14 protein-coding genes and 2 pseudogenes are annotated in these 16,089 nt (G+C 60.9%); 4 read left to right on the top strand and 12 right to left on the bottom strand.

Annotated features, from left to right (window positions below; all coding sequences use genetic code 11):
* Positions 1-7: 7 nt before the first annotated feature.
* Both C8D03_RS16255 and C8D03_RS27185 read right to left on the bottom strand, forming a co-directional pair.
* The gene (locus C8D03_RS16255; RefSeq protein WP_181301363.1) at positions 8-1,036 is read right to left on the bottom strand and encodes an ATP-binding protein; all 1,029 of its coding nucleotides are present in this window, start codon (positions 1,034-1,036) and stop codon (positions 8-10) included.
* Positions 942-1,286: a lasso peptide biosynthesis B2 protein gene (locus C8D03_RS27185; protein ID WP_465246474.1), complete on the bottom strand. Its 345-nt coding sequence runs from the start codon at positions 1,284-1,286 to the stop codon at positions 942-944. Before C8D03_RS27185 ends, C8D03_RS16255 begins: the two co-directional genes overlap by 95 nt.
* Between C8D03_RS27185 and C8D03_RS26870 the strand changes: the two genes are divergently transcribed.
* Together C8D03_RS26870 and C8D03_RS16245 are read left to right on the top strand one after the other, a co-directional pair.
* Positions 1,191-1,592, top strand: a complete 402-nt coding sequence (locus C8D03_RS26870; protein WP_248308502.1) for a hypothetical protein — start codon at positions 1,191-1,193, stop codon at positions 1,590-1,592. The genes C8D03_RS27185 and C8D03_RS26870 overlap by 96 nt on opposite strands.
* A complete protein-coding gene (locus C8D03_RS16245; RefSeq protein WP_146170202.1) occupies positions 1,504-3,396 on the top strand; it encodes an asparagine synthase-related protein in 1,893 nt (630 codons plus the stop codon). Before C8D03_RS26870 ends, C8D03_RS16245 begins: the two co-directional genes overlap by 89 nt.
* A gap of 3 nt (positions 3,397-3,399) precedes the next feature.
* On the opposite strand, the gene nusG is transcribed toward C8D03_RS16245, so the two are convergent.
* The 9 genes and pseudogenes from nusG to C8D03_RS16200 form a co-directional block, all read right to left on the bottom strand.
* Positions 3,400-3,954, bottom strand: a complete 555-nt coding sequence (gene nusG, locus C8D03_RS16240) for a transcription termination/antitermination protein NusG (RefSeq protein WP_108047689.1) — start codon at positions 3,952-3,954, stop codon at positions 3,400-3,402.
* A gap of 52 nt (positions 3,955-4,006) precedes the next feature.
* Positions 4,007-4,723, bottom strand: a complete 717-nt coding sequence (locus tag C8D03_RS16235; protein WP_146170201.1) for a hypothetical protein — start codon at positions 4,721-4,723, stop codon at positions 4,007-4,009.
* The gene (locus tag C8D03_RS16230; RefSeq protein WP_108047686.1) at positions 4,707-7,016 is read right to left on the bottom strand and encodes a Wzz/FepE/Etk N-terminal domain-containing protein; all 2,310 of its coding nucleotides are present in this window, start codon (positions 7,014-7,016) and stop codon (positions 4,707-4,709) included. The genes C8D03_RS16235 and C8D03_RS16230 overlap by 17 nt, the downstream gene beginning before the upstream one ends.
* A 114-nt stretch (positions 7,017-7,130) precedes the next feature.
* Positions 7,131-7,784, bottom strand: a complete 654-nt coding sequence (locus C8D03_RS16225; RefSeq protein ID WP_146170200.1) for a hypothetical protein — start codon at positions 7,782-7,784, stop codon at positions 7,131-7,133.
* Between the two features lie 98 nt (positions 7,785-7,882).
* Entirely contained in the window at positions 7,883-9,016 is a 1,134-nt protein-coding gene (locus C8D03_RS16220; protein ID WP_108047684.1) for a glycosyltransferase, read from the bottom strand.
* 47 nt (positions 9,017-9,063) lie between these two features.
* Positions 9,064-10,038, bottom strand: a complete 975-nt coding sequence (locus C8D03_RS16215) for a UDP-glucuronic acid decarboxylase family protein (RefSeq protein WP_108047683.1) — start codon at positions 10,036-10,038, stop codon at positions 9,064-9,066.
* Positions 10,039-10,098: 60 nt separating this feature from the next.
* Positions 10,099-11,439: a UDP-glucose dehydrogenase family protein gene (locus C8D03_RS16210; protein ID WP_108047682.1), complete on the bottom strand. Its 1,341-nt coding sequence runs from the start codon at positions 11,437-11,439 to the stop codon at positions 10,099-10,101.
* A gap of 228 nt (positions 11,440-11,667) precedes the next feature.
* Positions 11,668-12,378: a transglutaminase-like cysteine peptidase gene (locus tag C8D03_RS16205; protein ID WP_146170199.1), complete on the bottom strand. Its 711-nt coding sequence runs from the start codon at positions 12,376-12,378 to the stop codon at positions 11,668-11,670.
* A gap of 56 nt (positions 12,379-12,434) precedes the next feature.
* Positions 12,435-12,884, bottom strand: a pseudogene (locus tag C8D03_RS16200) (IS5 family transposase); the annotation flags it as partial.
* 55 nt (positions 12,885-12,939) lie between these two features.
* Here C8D03_RS16200 and C8D03_RS16195 point away from each other — a divergent pair.
* Positions 12,940-13,678, top strand: a pseudogene (locus C8D03_RS16195) (IS110 family RNA-guided transposase); the annotation flags it as partial.
* A gap of 136 nt (positions 13,679-13,814) precedes the next feature.
* Here C8D03_RS16195 and C8D03_RS16190 read toward each other — a convergent pair.
* Complete coding sequence (locus C8D03_RS16190; RefSeq protein ID WP_146170198.1) at positions 13,815-14,606, bottom strand: metallophosphoesterase family protein; 792 nt, start codon at positions 14,604-14,606, stop codon at positions 13,815-13,817.
* 247 nt (positions 14,607-14,853) lie between these two features.
* Here C8D03_RS16190 and C8D03_RS16185 point away from each other — a divergent pair, with 247 nt between their 5' ends.
* Positions 14,854-16,083, top strand: a complete 1,230-nt coding sequence (locus tag C8D03_RS16185; RefSeq protein WP_108047676.1) for a polysaccharide biosynthesis/export family protein — start codon at positions 14,854-14,856, stop codon at positions 16,081-16,083.
* The last annotated feature ends 6 nt before the right edge of the window (positions 16,084-16,089 follow it).

The following is a 16,089-nucleotide window of genomic DNA, read 5'->3' as shown; positions in this document are numbered from 1 at the left end:
CGTTTTTTTATTGCGTAAGGGCCGCCTGGACGAGATCGATCTGTGTAGCGATGGACCCTGCCGATTTGTCGCGCTGCAGCTGAAACCCCTTCGCGCTGCTGGCGATGCTCGATAGCAGTGTCCGGATGACATCCAACTCGCCCAAGACAGGCACCAGAAAAGGCGCATGGACGCTGTTCATGAGCGTTTCGAAAATCAATGGGCGCGAGATCGGACACAAGGCCGCCTCATTGGCCCAGCTCAGTTTGAACACCGCCCTCACCTCGGAGACATCAACGGACGATCCCGGCGCGACTGCGAGGTGAAACTTCTGGGGACGGATAAGATCCGATTCCAGGACAGCTGCGTCGTAACCCAGTTCTTCGACCGCGCTGCTCCACAACTTGATCTTGTTGACGTCGCAATAGGCAGTTGGAGGCTGGGCGGCGGGCGTGATGATGCAGATATCATCGCAAAGGAGTTGCCATCCCAAACGCCGCGACAAGGCAGCGACCGCTGTCGATTTGCCGGCACCGGATGGCCCAGTGAACATGACGACGCCATATGGCGTCGAAGCCATGCCGATGTGGAGAGGCACGTAGCGGCGCATATGCGCTAATATCGGCAGGCCGCAGCCGATGATATACGCACCAATCTCCCGTGGGCTCAGTTGCCCCGGCTCAATCTCGATCCGGCGTCCCTCGATCACCCTCAACCGCGCAGTATCGTTGATCTTGAAGAGGCAAGAGGTCCGATTGGCTTCGATCCACCCGAATCGTGTCGCATCGGGCAAGGTCTTCGCGATTTCAGCACGCATGATGCGAACCTCCGAGAGGCCCGCGGGAAACTCCGAAATCGGGCTCAGTTCGGATAGCTCGAATTCGGACGTTACGATGAAATCGCAGACCTTATATAAATAATAACGATCGAGCAAAACAACCTCTTCAGCAACGTCGATGACTTCAAGCAATGCCGGAACGATAAGCGGCCACGGGAGTGAAGCGACCGCTTCCCTGCTGACCAGTAATATAACATTCACCCAGCTTGACCCAGGCATGAGCGACCGTCCGCTTCGGCCTATTGTGCCTCGTGTACCGCTCCACCCCCAGGATAATCGTACTGGAGAGGCCTCGGCGCGCAAGCATATCGCGAGCTGACAGAGCCAGCATGAGGCAGGTGAAGAGTGAGCCGAAGCTTCGCTCGATCACACCATGAGCCCAGGCGACATCACGCGCCACCTGTTGCTGTTCAGCAGTAACACGCTCACTGGCTTCCTCAGGCGCAAGCGATTGTGCCAGAACCCCCAAGCGACGGCGCCAAAGCTTGTAGGGCAACAGCCTGATGATCACCCAAGCAAAGCTTACCCTGCTGATCGCCTCAGCAAGCATGATCTTTCGCCGATACGGAACAGCCAGTCCTCGCCGTACGAATCCCACCCTAGAGCACCATCAGATTTTGAAAGCTTTTTACAAAAAACACCAAGATTGCCTCTCGGATTCCATGGCGAACAGATCGGCACCTTGATTGCAGACGCACCTCACCGAACTGTCGTATCTAAAAGCCTGTTCGGCGACAACCTTTCCGCTTATCGCTACTTTGGTTCCTGGAACTGAGGTAAACGCGATGCGCGGGCTTGTGTGCCGATTGAATTTTTTGAGCCAGGAAGCCGAGCTCGTCTCGCCGCATCATGGCGCGTCGATCCAACGTGCCAGCTCTGGCAGCACAGCAGACTCAGCCGGCGTGTCCATCATCGCCGACGCGGCGCTCAGTCTTGCAAATGGCATGATGCCACGGCCTGGCGCGACAGCAGCGGATCCGAAATTGTCTTCAGCTGACATTCTTGTTCGGCTCTGGAACCAGCACGGCCTGGACACACCTCAACACGTCTTCGGAGACTTCGTCTTCGCTGTGCTGGATCGACCTGCACGCCGGATTGTTTTGGTCCGGGACCATATCGGGACAAGAAGTCTTTACTGGGCTCGAAGCGGTCTCACGGTGACATTCGGCACAAGCTTGTCAGATGTGATCGCATGCGATGGTCAGAGGCCGATGATCGACGAACGTGTCGTCGCAGCGTTTCTCGCCACACCCGGCCAGCCCTTACCAAAGACCTTCTTTAGTGGAATCCATGCCGTTCCGCCCGGTTCGCTGGTTGTGATCGACGCGAACGGCGTGCAAACGCACCGGTGGTGGAATCCGCCGACCACGGTCAGCATCCGGTTGCCCCGCTTGGAAGACTACGTTGAGACGATGCGCGAGCTCGTCAATCAGGCCGTCCGCGACTGCATACAGGGCGCCCGCGCTGTCGGCGCTCACGTCAGTGGCGGTATTGATTCCACGGGTGTCGGCGTTCTCGCGTCGCAGGCAATGGCGCAGCGCAGCGAGAGCCTCAAAGGTGCCTATACTTGGTCTCCTTCAGTGTCGGAACTCTACCCCGCCGCTTCTGTCCACGATGAGCGCCAGCGTGTCGTTGCAGCGGCCGGAGACGTGCCTGTGCGCTTTGGCTCGGCAGATGAGAGCATCTTCCTGGCATTTCTTGAACGACCGATCGAGTTGGAAGGCATCGCCGACTTGGCGGATGAGATCCCGATGCTCAACATGGCAGCGAGCGATGGCATCGATGTGATGCTGTCCGGTTGGGGCGGCGACGAAGCTTTCTCGTCCCATGGGTTGGGCTATCTGTCGCATCTGCTTTTGACGCTCCAGCCGCGCCGGACGGCGCATTTTGCCAGAAACCAGCTGAAAACATTGCGGAAACTTCGGCCTCTTGCCGCCACATTGTGGTATCAGGCAATTTATCCGCTTCTGCCGGATCCGCTTTATCAGCGTCTGAGCCCCTATGCCGACATGAGCCGGCAGCTTTCCTACATGTCTCCGGAACTCCATCGGTGCCACCGCGAAGAGATCGCTGAACGCAAACGCCACATCCGCTTCGGCCCGCATGTCGCTGAGAACATCAAGCGCCATCTCTTCAACGGCCATATCGGCATGCGCATGGAGACCTGGGAGGCTTGGTCGCGGCCCTATGGCTTCCGCTATCGCTACCCCCTCATTGACCGACGCGTCCTCGAATTCGTGATGGCGATCCCGCCCGAGGCGCTGTTCATGGGCGATCGCCCGCGCGGATTGGCGCTTGCGGCGCTGGGTGACGTTCTGCCTCCCAATGTCATGAAATACGACATCGCCAATGAGCGATTTCGAGAGAACACGCGCCAGAAGGCCTGGCTTCTGATCGCCGAACGCACGCAACGGGGCGAACTCCTGCAGCATGACTGCCCCTGGCTCGACATGCCCGCCCTGCGCGCCTGCGCACTGGCGCCGCTTCCGCAGAACACGCGGCATGGCGTGCTGACGTTTGGGGAGCTGTTCGCCGCACTGCGGATCTGGCACCTGTATCAGCGCCACCACCCCAGCTGAGCGTCAGCGGAGCTCGAGCGGGGCGACGGCCTCCCGGGACAAGCTCGTCCGAATCTGGCTGCTCAGCAGACTGAGCATCACTGTCAGCCGCTTGACATCGTCGAGGCGCACGATTTCGGCGACGAGGCCGTCAAAGGCACCACTGGTGATGCGAACCTTCTCGCCGACTTGATAAGGTTCGGCCGGGCGGCTGATCGCGCCCGCTACCTCGCGCGCGCGCAAGGTCTCGATGAAACGCCCGTCCAGAATACTCGGCCGCTCGCCGTCGCGCAGCACGGCCCGCACACCGATCGTCGACATCAGCATACGCCACTGTTGACGCTGCGGATCGACGGCGACGAAGACGTAGCCGGGAAATAGCGGGCGCATCACCTCCTGGATACGGCGGGCATGCCGGATTTGCCGCTTGAACAGAGGACAATACGTCTCGAAGCCCTGATTGCCGATGTGCTCGGCCGCCAGGCGTTCGCGCTGCACCTGCGTGTTCACGACTATCCAGGGGCGGCTCGCAGCCGTCGGCGGCACCGCCAGAGCCCTCTCCGGGTCCTGCGTTGTCATCTGCCGACATCTCCCTCGCCTACGCTGACGGTCAGCATGCGTTGCGCCACCTTCAATTGCTTCGGCGGATCCGCTCGTCCCAGACGAGCTTGACCTGCCGATCGTTCAATCCCGCATTCCAATCCATCTCGCATATGGGATCTCGAGCGACGCAGTCACCGAGAAGTGTCGCCGCAAGCTCATAGCGCTCGCCCTCGGCCAGAACACGATAATCGCCACGGGCGAGAGCGAGGTTGCCGCGCAGGATCTCGACCTGCATCAGCGGAACGCGTTTTATCGCCATCCACAGTTCACGCGGCGCCAGAGCCACGGAGCGAGCGAGATAGCGGGCCGCCACATCGGGATCCGCGCCGATCAAGCGCTCGGTCCAGGCAAGAAGGAACCAGCCGATGCTCGATGACGCATTGCTCTGGATCAGCTGGCGACTTGCGGCGCCGGCACATTGCGCCAGCTCTTTGAAATCCTTGGCCTCGCCATCGGCCAGTGACAATTCTGCGTCGCGCACCGCGATCAAGGCTGCCAGCAGCGCAGCTCGCGGATGGATATTGCGATGATAGTTGTCGCAGGGCGTCCGGATCTGGGCCACCTGCTCCGGCGTAAAAGTCTCGCCGAACAGCTTCTGCCAGATCAGATTTTCATGCTCGCCCATGAGTTCGGGCTTGCTGAAAATGCCGAGCGACCAGAAGAGCACCAGCCCCGACAGTGTCGCGATGGCAACACGTAGCGCATAACGCGAGGTACGATCGGCGCGCTCAGCTCTCGTAGCCATAGCGCTTGTAGTACTTGTTCTCGTAATACCCGTCGCGATGCGAATCGTAGCGCTGCAGCGCTTTCATATTGGTCTTGTTGAGCACGGCGCCGAGGATCTTGTCCTGCACCTCCGGCGCCGTCTTCAACGCCTCTCGGAGCACATCGTAGCGGCTCTGCCCCCACTCGATGACGAGCAGGAAATCGTCAACCAGATTTACGGCGGCGCGGGCATCGACAACCGGCGCCAGCGGTGGCAGGTCGAGAATGACATATTGTGCCTGAGAGCGTAGCGCCGCGACCAGCGACTTCATTTGCGCCGAGGCGATGATATCGCTGGTGTTGCTGCGCGTACCGTTCGTAATCGCCGGCAGGAAATACAGCTTGGTCGCCGGGTCGAAGATCAGCGCATCCGACAGGCTGATCTCGCCGCGGATTACTTCGATCAAGCCGCTCGTCGCCTGCGGGGCCAGCCGGCGCGACAGCGATGGGTTGCGCAGATCCGCATCGACCAGAATCGTCGGCTGGCCGGCAGCCGAAATCAGAGTGGCGAAATTGCACGCTACCGTTGTTTTGCCCTCATTGGGCATACCGGAGACGAAGCCAACGACATGGGATTTGCGCGAAAGCCCACTCAGATCGAGCGTGACCTTGACCGCTCGCAACGTTTCCGAGAAGCGCGAGAAGGGCTGGGCGATGACATGGCGCATCAGCTTGCGCCGTGCGGCCTGGGCAGCTTTGGTTTCATCGGTGGCGATCATCACCGCACGGTCCGAATCCGCGCCGCCGGCGACCGAGGGGAGAACGCCGAGACATTCGACGCCAAGCACGCGCTCGACCTGCTGTGGCGTGCGGAAGACGCGATCGAGCTGATCGCGGGCAAAAGCCGCCGCGATCCCGAGCATGGCACCGCCCAGCAGTGCCATCATCACGACACGGCTGGCATTGGGTTCGCTCGGCGCCCAGGGCGTGGAAGCCGGCGAAATCACGCGAGCCTCGGTCTTCGGGAAGCTGATCCGCTGATTGGCCTGGGCCTGCTGGCTGAGGAAAGTGTCGTAGAGCCCCCGATAGGATTGCGCGCTGGTCTCGAGCTCTCGCAACGGGATCTTTGCTTCGCCGGTGACGGTCGAAAGCTTGACGAAATCGTCGAAGGCCGAGCGGACTGCGGCTTCGCGTGCCACAGCGATCTCATAGTCGCTGCGCACGGTCTCGACGACACGGCGCAGCTCGTTGACCATGGATTCCTGCAGGCCACGCATTTCGTTGCGCAGCGCCACCGCCTGCACGTGATCGCGGCCGAAGCGGCTCGAAATATCGTTCTCGCGCTTTTGCACATCGACAAAAGTGCTGCGCAGCCGGGCGATGATAGGATTGCTGTTAATCTCGGTGACGGTCGCCTCCGGCATGTTGCCGTTGCGAGCGCTGTTCATGATCTCGGTCACACGGTCGAGCCGGACCTTGGTCTCGGCTGCCTCGGCCCTCGCTTTCATCATCTGCTGCGCAGCATCGTTCAGCTGCTGGTTTGCCAGGGTCCCGCCCTGGCCGACATCGATGATGTTGTTGTCAGTGCGGTAGCGGAGCACTTCGCGCTCTGCTTGATTCGCTTGGTTCCGCAACTCGTTGATGCGTTCCTGCATCCACACCGTAGCGCGGCGCGTCGAGGTATACTTGGCGTCGAGCTGATCCTCAATATAGGCGTCACCCATGCCGTTGGCGACGCGGGCGGCCCATTCGCGATTGTTCGACTGGAAGCTGATCTGGATGATGTAGCTTCGCCCGACACGGCTCGCGCCGGCCCCGCCACCGAGGATGGCCGTGGCGATGCGCTTGCGCTGCTCCATCGACAGAACTGGCTGCGGCGCCGGCTTGGAGCCAAGCATGGACCAGATGTCGGAAATGAAGAGTTGCCATGGCGTGCGCGAAGAGCCGTTGAACTCCGGCACGTCGTAGAGTTTCAGATTGTCGACGACCTTGATGAGAATGGCACGCGACTTGATGAGCTCGAGCTGACTGTCAATCGCCGAGGTGTCGAGAAAGAAGCTACCTTCGCCCTGCTGGGTCGCCGTGTCCTGATGGCGCGTATCGATCAGCATGCGCGTGCTGGCCACATAGATGGGCGTTGCGAACATCAGATACACGTTGCCGGCGACAAAGCCGAGCACGGTCATCAGCAGGATCAGATACTTTCGGCGCTTGAGAAACTGCAGAACGTCGAAAAGGCCGACGTCGAGCCCGCCGTCCTGACCGGAGGAAGGCTCTGGCGCTTGGTAATCTGGAGCCCGGGAAGCTCTCTGGGGTATCTTAACGTCGAGCATCTCGGTCCATGCCAGCCATTAACCTGAACGCATCGTGACGTAGCCAATGAAAAGTCAATCGAGCCGAAGCTCAAGCACGTTTTTCAAGCACTACGATCTGGACGTGAATATAGTTTACCGCGCGCCCGTAACGTTCGTTACCGACAAGGCTGCCGCGGCAGCCCGCGGCGAGATGACGCCACTTGCGCTGCCCGAATCGGACTCCGTACCGCTGGACCCACCCCGACCGGCGCTGTTGGCAGCCGGCGCGCTCGCGACAGGACCGACCGGGCCCAGCACAAGCGCCGGAGCCGCCGGCGGAACGCCGCCGGACAGAGCGGCCAGGCCGCCGCCTCCGAAAACCGAATATCCGGCGAGCACGTTGCGATTATCGAGCTCCACCACCCGTGTTTGAACCTCGGAGGTGAACTCGGCGTCGCGGATATAGAGAAGACGGGCAAGTCCCAGTCCGCTGCCGAGGGCCTCCTGCTGCGCAGCCGTCCCGAGCGGTACCAGAGAGAGAATGCCGCTGAGCTGCGTCTTGTCGGCAAGCAGAACGTCGCGGATCTCGGCTGCGAGTGCGCCCCCCCCATTGGGATTACGCGAGATCGGCCCGGCCGGGTTGATCTTGAACTCCTCAAGCAGATGCTGAGCGCGTTGGTTGACGCTGATCAAGGCTCCTCCGGCGTTCGAAGCCGGGGCCTGCGCAAGCGCCTTATCCATAGCTAAACCAAGAAACAGCAGAGTAATAGCGAAGAGAGCGGATTTAGCGCCGAAGAATCGCATCATTTATCCACCTTACGTTCAATTAGAGTACGGCTAACAGACCATTAGCGAGATCACAATAGCGGCGCCTCTTTTCAATGCATTGCGCGACAGGAGCTCGTCTAGGCCACGTCATAGTCCGCATTTTTTTCCGCCGATTCCGGCACCTCGGCATCCGCTAGGGCTTGCAGGGCGCGGTAGCAATCTTCGGCATCAAGGGTCTGGACGTGGCGCGGATCGCCAGATTCCTGCATCAGCAGCGCGACATCGGAATCTTCCGGACCGATGAAAAGGATCGGCTTGCCACTGGCGAGGCAGCCATAGACCTTGGACGGCAGGGCGTACCCCCAATAGGCTTCACCCAAAAGGATAAGGTGAGCGTCCGCGGTCACCAGCAGCCGGCCCAGCTGGTCGAGCGGCACAGGGCCGGAAAGATGTAGCGGCAGGTCATGCGCCTTGCAGTAGGCGACGAGTTCAGGGAGACGCGCACCAATGCCATTAACCCATAGGCGGACGCGGTTGGAGCCCGACTGGACATGACGACGATAGGCTTCGCAGAGCGCAGCGATGGGATGGGCGACGCCGAGATTACCGGAATAGAGCAGGATGCGACTGCCTGGCGAGAAGGGGGACGCGAGCGGGGCAAGGTCCGGCGCGATCGCAACCGGCGAGCCGTCGCGCAGTAGCCTTATCTTTTCCTGCGGGACGCCGTACTCACGCAGCCGGCGCTCCTGATCGCGCCCGAGCACCTCGATCTCGTCGGCGAGCCCACGGATCGCTTTGAACAACGGCGCCAGGAAGCGCAGCCAGTTGGCTTGGCCGCTGGCGAGGACTATTTCGGGATAGAAATCCGTAATGCGATAGACCAGACGCTGCCGCCAAAGCAGGCGGTTAAGCAGGATCATGAGGCTCGACAGGAAGGGCGGAGAGCCGGTCACCATCAAATCGCCCCTGCCCCGGTTCCACAACGCCCGATGCGTCTCGCGGATCAGGCGCAGATTGATCCGCATAGCCCAGAGGCCACGGGTCAGCAGCCCTTTTCTCGGCGTGGCGCTGGCATCGATTCGAATAATGCGCAGCCGCCCGTTGCCGATGGGTTGGTCCTCGTCGCCGACGCGTTCGCGGCCTAGCCCGATCAGCACGACATCCGCGCCCTCTGCCGCAGCCCGCTGAGCAACCGGCAGCATATACTGGCCCACAGCACCGAAGGCGGGCGGCAGCCAGTCGCAGACAAAGGTGGCGCAACGTTGGGTCATGGGTGCCTTGCGATGAGGAGTGGGCAGGTGGCGACGTTGCGGCGCGCTCAGGCAACCTTCAGCAGGTCGTCGAAATACGCGATCGTCCGGCCGAGCCCCTCGTTGAGCGGGACTGTCGGCCGCCAGCCGAGCGTGTCGCTAGCTTGGCTGGTATCCGGGCGGCGCTGTTTCGGATCGTCCTGTGGCAGCGGCAGGTGTACGAGGCGTGATTTGGAGCCCGTCAGTTCCTTCACCATCTGCGCAAGCTCGCGCATGGTGAATTCGCTGGGATTGCCCAGATTAATCGGCCCGGTCACCTCCGACGACGTGTCCATCATGGCAATCATGCCGGCGACAAGATCGTCGACATAGCAGAAGGAGCGCGTCTGCTCGCCATTGCCGTACAATGTGATGTCCTCGCCCTTCAGCGCCTGCACGATGAAGTTCGAGACCACGCGCCCGTCGGAGGGATGCATGCGCGGCCCGTAGGTGTTGAAGATCCTGATAACCTTGATGTCGAGCTGGTGCTGCCGACGATAGTCGAAAAACAATGTCTCGGCGCATCGCTTGCCTTCGTCGTAGCATGAGCGCGGGCCGATCGGATTGACATTGCCCCAATAGGCCTCCGTCTGCGGATGCTGGCTCGGGTCACCATAGACCTCAGACGTCGACGCCTGCAGCACCGGCACCTTCAGCCGTTTCGCCAGACCGAGCATGTTGATCGCACCGACAACGCTGGTCTTGGTCGTCTGCACCGGGTCGAACTGGTAATGCACGGGCGACGCAGGACAGGCGAGATTGTAGATCTGGTCGACCTCCACGTAGAGCGGGAAGGTGACGTCGTGGCGCATGAGCTCGAAGCGCGGATGCTGCAAGAGATGGCCGATATTGTTGCGGCGGCCAGTGAAGAAATTGTCGACGCAAAGCACTTCATTACCGCGCTCTAGAAGTCTTTCACACAGATGCGAGCCGATGAAGCCAGCTCCTCCCGTGATCAGGACGCGCCCACTAAAATAATCTTTGTCTCGAGTACGGTCGTTCATGGGCCAGTCCTTGGACGATAGTGGGCAGGTCTGAAGGGATTTAGCGGCTCTGTCGAGCCCCTATCCCGCATACAGCAGGGGCGACGAGATCGATTGTGCGGGACGCCCAATGCTCGCATATCGAAAGCCGTGCTGGGCGAGTTGCGCGCGGCGATAGACGTTGCGCAGATCGATCAGCAGAGGATCCGCCATGATGGCGCCGAGCCTCTCAAAATCGAGCGCTCGGAAGCTTTCCCATTCAGTTACGATTACGAGAGCATGGGCGTCTCTCGCTGCCTCGTAGGGGCCGGGCGCGAAGGCGACATCGTCCAGGTGCTCGCGCGCGGCCTCCACGCCTTCCGGATCGTAAGCCTGTATCCGTGCGCCAGCGTCTTGGAGCACTCGAATGATGGCCAGCGACGGCGCATCGCGCATATCGTCGGTATTGGGTTTGAAAGTGAGGCCGAGCACGCCGATGGTCTTGCCGCGCACATCGCCGCCGCAGGCCACTATCACCCGACGTGCCATCTGGCTCTTGCGCTGATCGTTGACGGCGACCGTTGTTTCGATCAGCCGCAGCGGGCTGTCATGCTCCTGCGCGGCCTTGACGAGGGCCAGCGTATCCTTGGGAAAGCAGGAGCCACCGTAGCCCGGGCCCGGATTGAGGAACTTTGCGCCGATGCGCTTGTCGAGCCCGATACCGCGGGCGACATCCTGGACATCGGCGCCCACCTTCTCGCAAAGATTGGCGATCTCGTTGATGAAGGTGATCTTCATTGCCAGGAAGGCGTTTGCGGCATATTTGGTGAGCTCGGCAGTGCGCCTGTCGCAGAACATCATCGGTGCAGCATTAAGGAACAGCGGTCGATAGACCTCCGTCATGACGTCCCGGCCACGTTCATCCTCAGCCCCAACGATGATCCGGTCGGGCAGCTTAAAATCATTGATTGCTGCGCCTTCGCGCAGAAATTCAGGGTTTGAAACGACAGAGACATCGGCAGCCGGATTGGCCTCACGGATGATCCGCGCCACCTCGTCGCCGGTGCCCACCGGGACGGTCGACTTGGTGACAACGACTGTGAAGCCGCGCACTGCCTGCGACACTTCCGCCGCGGCGGCATAGACATAAGCGAGATCGGCATGTCCGTCGCGATGGCGGGCGGGCGTGCCGACGGCGATGAACACGACCTCGGCTTCCGCGACCGGTAGCGAGAGATCACACGTAAAGGACAGGCGTCCAGCCTGGACATTCGTCGCGACCAGTTGGTCAAGGCCCGGCTCGAAGATCGGCATTCGGCCAACCTGTAGCGCCGCAATCTTCTCGGCGGAGACGTCGACGCATGTGACCCGGTGGCCAAAATCGGCGAAGCAGGCGCCTGAAACCAATCCGACATAGCCCGAGCCGATAACCGCGATGCGCACTAGCCCCTCCGAATACGCTACCCGAAGGCAGTCCGTGCCGCCGCAGCCACCACTCGGTCACGGCTCGAGATCAGCCGGCCGGAATGGCTTGTCTCGCAGTAACGCCCTGGAGATAGCGAGGATTAATGATGGGTTAAAGCAATCGATAATGAGAAGTAAGCGAATTCGGATATCTCGGTAAACGGCGAGATTTAGTGCCCTCCATAGGGCGGATGCCAGATCGATACATCAGGCTCCGTAGCTGCGCACGGCAGCGCGCTGCCAGATATGCGGGTTGGCAGCGGTCTGCATGCCAAGCCAGCGCAGATTGGCCTGCGGCGCGGGCAGCACAGCTTGGGTCAGGTTGTCCAGCACGAAATCGCCCAGCCTGGTGCGCGCTACCAGAACGAGATGGTCTTCGCCATTGGCTGCGACGACCTGGGCAAGCAGCAACGTGCGGCTGGACCAGCCCTTCTTCAGGAGTCGCGCGCGCTTGGTGACGGCGTAGTCGTCGCAGTCGCCGGCGGCAGGGGCGATGGTCCAGATGTCGTTAAGCAGGCCGGGGCCATCGGGCTGCGGACGAATCGCGCGGTTGACGCTGCGATTGACATCATCGAGATCCTTCAGCGATGCCTCCACCACAGCCATCCGTTTCGGACGGAAAATGGGATTGGAGACCCTGCACTGGTCGCGATAGGCAAAGCAGAAGCGTGTCAGCCCCAGAGGCGTCAGGAACGGGCCGGCCGGCGCAACGAACCCGGCCAGGGTAGCCATCGGACGCAGGGGACGAGAGGACGCAGCGTCAGCCCCTTCAGCCAGAATCACCAGAGCGACGACGGAAAGGCCCGCAATGAGGTGACGCCAGCCGCTGATAATACGGTTTAGACTAAACATTAACTGATCCCCGATGCCGGAAACCAGAATTACAGAAGCAATTTTGAGATTTGATTCGATAATCAAATCGCATTAGAGGGCGAGATTATACTATTTTTTAACGAGAATACTTAGTGCTCGCCTTAGGCTGTCGACTCATTACCGCGTAGCCACATCCTGACGCATGCGAGCTTGAGGCTTGCGAGGAAGTTTTCAGCGAGCTGGTCGTAGCGTGTGGCCATGCGTCGGAACTTTTTGATCTTGTTGAAGAAGCGCTCAATCAGATTCCGGTCCCTGTAGAGGTGACGGCTGAAGCAGATCGGGTCCTTACGATTGCTCTTGGGCGGGATGTTGGCCCAGGCTCCACGCTCACCGACGAGCGCGCGCAAGGTGTTGACGTCGTAGCCCTTGCCGGCCATCAGCATCGTGCCCGCGCCGAGATGACCCATCAGATCGGCGGCGCTGGCGATGTCGCTGGCCTGCCCCGCCGTCAGCTTGAGCTGGATCGGGCGCCCCTGCGCATCGACGAGGGCGTGGATCTTCATGGTGAGCCCGCCTCGCGAACGACCGAGACAACGATCTCGACCCCCTTTATGGAATGGCCCGCCCCTCTCCTCCAGACTGATCGGGTTGCAACAGGAGAGTGGCATGAAGGACGTTCGGATTCTTGGTGTCGATTTGGGCAAGAACAGCTGCAGCGTGGTCGGTCTGGATGCGGCTGGACAGGTTCTGTTGCGCCGCCGGATGCGGCGGGAGGGCGTGATCGCTCTGGCGGCGAAGCTACCTGGCTGCGTGATCGCGATGGAGGCATGCTGCGGAGCCCATCATCTGGGGCGCCTTTTGGTCGCCCAGGGGCACGAGGTGCGGCTGATGTCGCCCGAATATGTCCGGCCCTACGTCAAGGCGCAGAAGAACGACGATCGCGACGCCGAAGCGATCGCCGAGGCTGCGACCCGGCCGACGATGCGGTTCGTGGCGCTCAAGACGAAGGCGCAACTTGACGTACAGGTTCTGCATCGCGTTCGCGACCGGGCTGGTCGGAAAGCGCACATCATTGATGAACCAGATCCGCAGCATCCTGCTCGAGCGCGGGATCGTCGTGCCTCAGGGCCGGCGAAGCCTGCTAGAGGCGTTGGCAGGACTGTCGTCGGAGCTGGACGGGAGCGGAGTGGGCGCGCGCGTTCGGCTTCTGCTCGATGACATGCTCGACCAGTGGCGCGCCCTCGACGCGCACATTAAGGCGCTCGACGACGAGTTTGCCGAGATGGCGCGCAATGCCCCCGCAGCTCGCCGCCTGGCGACGATACCGGGTATCGGCGTGATGAACGCGACCGCGTTGGTGGCCGCGATCGGCGACGGAGGCACGTTCAACCGCGGCCGCGGCCTAGGCTTAATGAAGTTGCACTGGGACCGGAAGCGGAGGCAATCCTTAGATCGTGCGGCATGAGGAAATGGGCCGGTCCAGTTGTTGTCCTTCCTCTCGCACGCCCTAACTCCCGCCAGGGTTTACCGCACCCGAGCGCTCAGGCCACACCTTCGGGCCGGACCTGGATGACCATTGCCTGGTCGCGCTCGAGCATCACGCAGGAGAGCACGCTTGTGGCATAAGCCCCGGTATCGACGCCGATCCGGTTATGACGGAACTCGACATCCCGCGCAGGCGAATGACCATGCACTACCATCATCCCGAACTCTGCGTCGCTGTCGAGAAAATCCGAGCGGATCCAGAGCATGTCTAGCTCGGATTGTTGCCCCAGCGGCAGGCCGGGTCGCAGGCCCGCATGGACGAAGAGATAATCACCTATCTGGTGGAAGCTAAGCAACCCCGCCAGAAAGGCCTGATGGCGCTGTGGAAAGGCAAGCTGGAATTCCCGCCACGTCCGCGTGCGCGACGAGCGGTCGGCCCATATGCGCCGGTCGATGCCATAGCTCACCAAGGTGTCGCCACCGCCGACGGCGCGCCACGCTTCAAAACCGTCTGGCGCCCTGAGATAGGCCTGCATGAGCCATTCATGGTTGCCACGCAGACAGATACGACCCCGCTGCGGCGAGGGCGCGCTCAACCACTCGATCACGCCAGCGGACGCAGGGCCTCGATCGACATAATCTCCGAGAAAGAGCTCATGGCTGTCAGCATCCGCCAGCGACAACTCGATCTGATCAATTGCCGTATGCATCGCATGCAGAAGATTGAGACGCCCGTGAATATCGCCGACAACATAGATTCGCTGCCCGACCGGCAGCATTCGGCCAGTCGTGACTGGCTTCTCTACATTGACGACATAACGAATTTTAGCGCTGTCAACGGCAAGCACAATGCTGTCTCTGCTCAGTACAATACCCCACGATCGACCGAATAATTACAGAATCAATCAAAATTAGCGATTCAGCACTATCAACTCAGATTCGGTGACGCAATATGAATGGGGACAGGGCGCGTTACAAAAATACAACAAATTAGCCAAGCTCTTGCTTAGGAGCCGTTTCGCACTCGAATCAAATTGCCGGTTGCCTCGCCCGATGGCATTGAGCATCGGCGACAAAACAGGAGCGATATAGAGAATGATGAAGCGATTGGCTTCCGCTGCTGTCTCCTTGGCAGCCTGCACGATGCTGGCGGGCTGCTCCGCGCTTCCTGCAGCGGGTCCGCTCGGCTTCGACATCAATGGCGCGGCGACGTCGACGGTGAACAGCACCGAGATCGACCGGTTGCCTTACGCGGTTGTCGACATCACGCCGGAGGCACTTCGTATCATTCCGGCGCGGTCGCAGGGCTCGTTCAGCGGTCGCTTCACGGATCGCCGTCCAGCTCCGACCCTGACCGTCGGCATCGGCGACACCATCTCAGTCTCGATCTTCGAAGCATCGGCTGGCGGCCTTTTCATTCCGGCCGAGGCCGGCTCCCGCTCGGGCAACTTCATTCAATTGCCGCCGCAGGAGGTCGACCGCCAGGGCAATATTTCGATACCCTATGCCGGTGTCCTGCCAGCAGCGGGGCGGACGGTACGCCAAGTCCAGAACTTGATCGAGGAAAGGCTCCGCAACCGCGCCATTGAGCCACAAGCTGTTGTCGCAATCACGGACCGTCGATCGGCCCAAGTCACCATTCTTGGCGATGTCGGCTCCTCGCGCCTGACGCTGAACCCGCTCGGCGAGCGCATTCTCGACGTCATCGCCCGCGCTGGCGGCACCAAGTTTGCCGGCTACGAAATGTTCGTCGCCCTGCAGCGGGGCAAGGAACGGGCCACCGTTACCTTCAACCAACTGCTGTCCTCGCCCGAGGACAATGTCTATGTTCTGCCTGGCGATACGATCTATGTGTTCCGTCAGGCTCCGACCTTCCTCGTCTTCGGCGCCACCTCGCAGCAGGGCCAGATCTTCTTTGAAAAGGAGAATCTGAGCATGTCCGAAGCGCTTGCAAAGATCGGCGGCCTGGTCGACACGCGCTCTGATCCAGATGCGGTCTTCCTGTACCGGTTCGAGGACCGTAAAACGGCGGAAGCGCTTGGGGTCGATACCACCAAGCTCGGCCACTCTCAGACGGTTCCTGTCGTGTATCGGACGAAACTGCGCGATCCGGCAAATATGTTCGTCGCCTCTGGGTTCCAGATGCGCGACCGCGACATAATTTATGTTGCCAACTCGCAGTCGGTTGATTGGCTGAAGTTCATCAGCTTCATCAATTCAAACGTCAGCTTCGCAACCAATGTTGCGACCGTGCCTGATATCGGGCGCCGAACAGCGACGACGCGCTTGGTCACGACGGGTGGTTCGATCACCTCCACACCCTGATCGGGA

The organism is Bosea sp. 124, assembly GCF_003046175.1.
Classification (GTDB): domain Bacteria; phylum Pseudomonadota; class Alphaproteobacteria; order Rhizobiales; family Beijerinckiaceae; genus Allobosea.
Note: the sequence above shows the minus strand (reverse complement) of the source record. Positions and strands in the feature narration are given on the sequence as shown.

Excerpts from the sequence above, each read along its gene's own strand:
- C8D03_RS26870 (WP_248308502.1), top strand. The coding sequence starts at position 1,191 with ATGAGCCCAGGCGACATCACGCGCCACCTGTTGCTGTTCAGCAGTAAC.
- nusG (WP_108047689.1), bottom strand. The coding sequence starts at position 3,954 with ATGACAACGCAGGACCCGGAGAGGGCTCTGGCGGTGCCGCCGACGGCT.
- C8D03_RS16215 (WP_108047683.1), bottom strand. The coding sequence starts at position 10,038 with ATGAACGACCGTACTCGAGACAAAGATTATTTTAGTGGGCGCGTCCTG.
- C8D03_RS16220 (WP_108047684.1), bottom strand. The coding sequence starts at position 9,016 with ATGACCCAACGTTGCGCCACCTTTGTCTGCGACTGGCTGCCGCCCGCC.
- C8D03_RS16235 (WP_146170201.1), bottom strand. The coding sequence starts at position 4,723 with ATGGCTACGAGAGCTGAGCGCGCCGATCGTACCTCGCGTTATGCGCTA.
- C8D03_RS16225 (WP_146170200.1), bottom strand. The coding sequence starts at position 7,784 with ATGATGCGATTCTTCGGCGCTAAATCCGCTCTCTTCGCTATTACTCTG.
- C8D03_RS16185 (WP_108047676.1), top strand. The coding sequence starts at position 14,854 with ATGATGAAGCGATTGGCTTCCGCTGCTGTCTCCTTGGCAGCCTGCACG.
- C8D03_RS16255 (WP_181301363.1), bottom strand. The coding sequence starts at position 1,036 with ATGCCTGGGTCAAGCTGGGTGAATGTTATATTACTGGTCAGCAGGGAA.
- C8D03_RS16230 (WP_108047686.1), bottom strand. The coding sequence starts at position 7,016 with ATGCTCGACGTTAAGATACCCCAGAGAGCTTCCCGGGCTCCAGATTAC.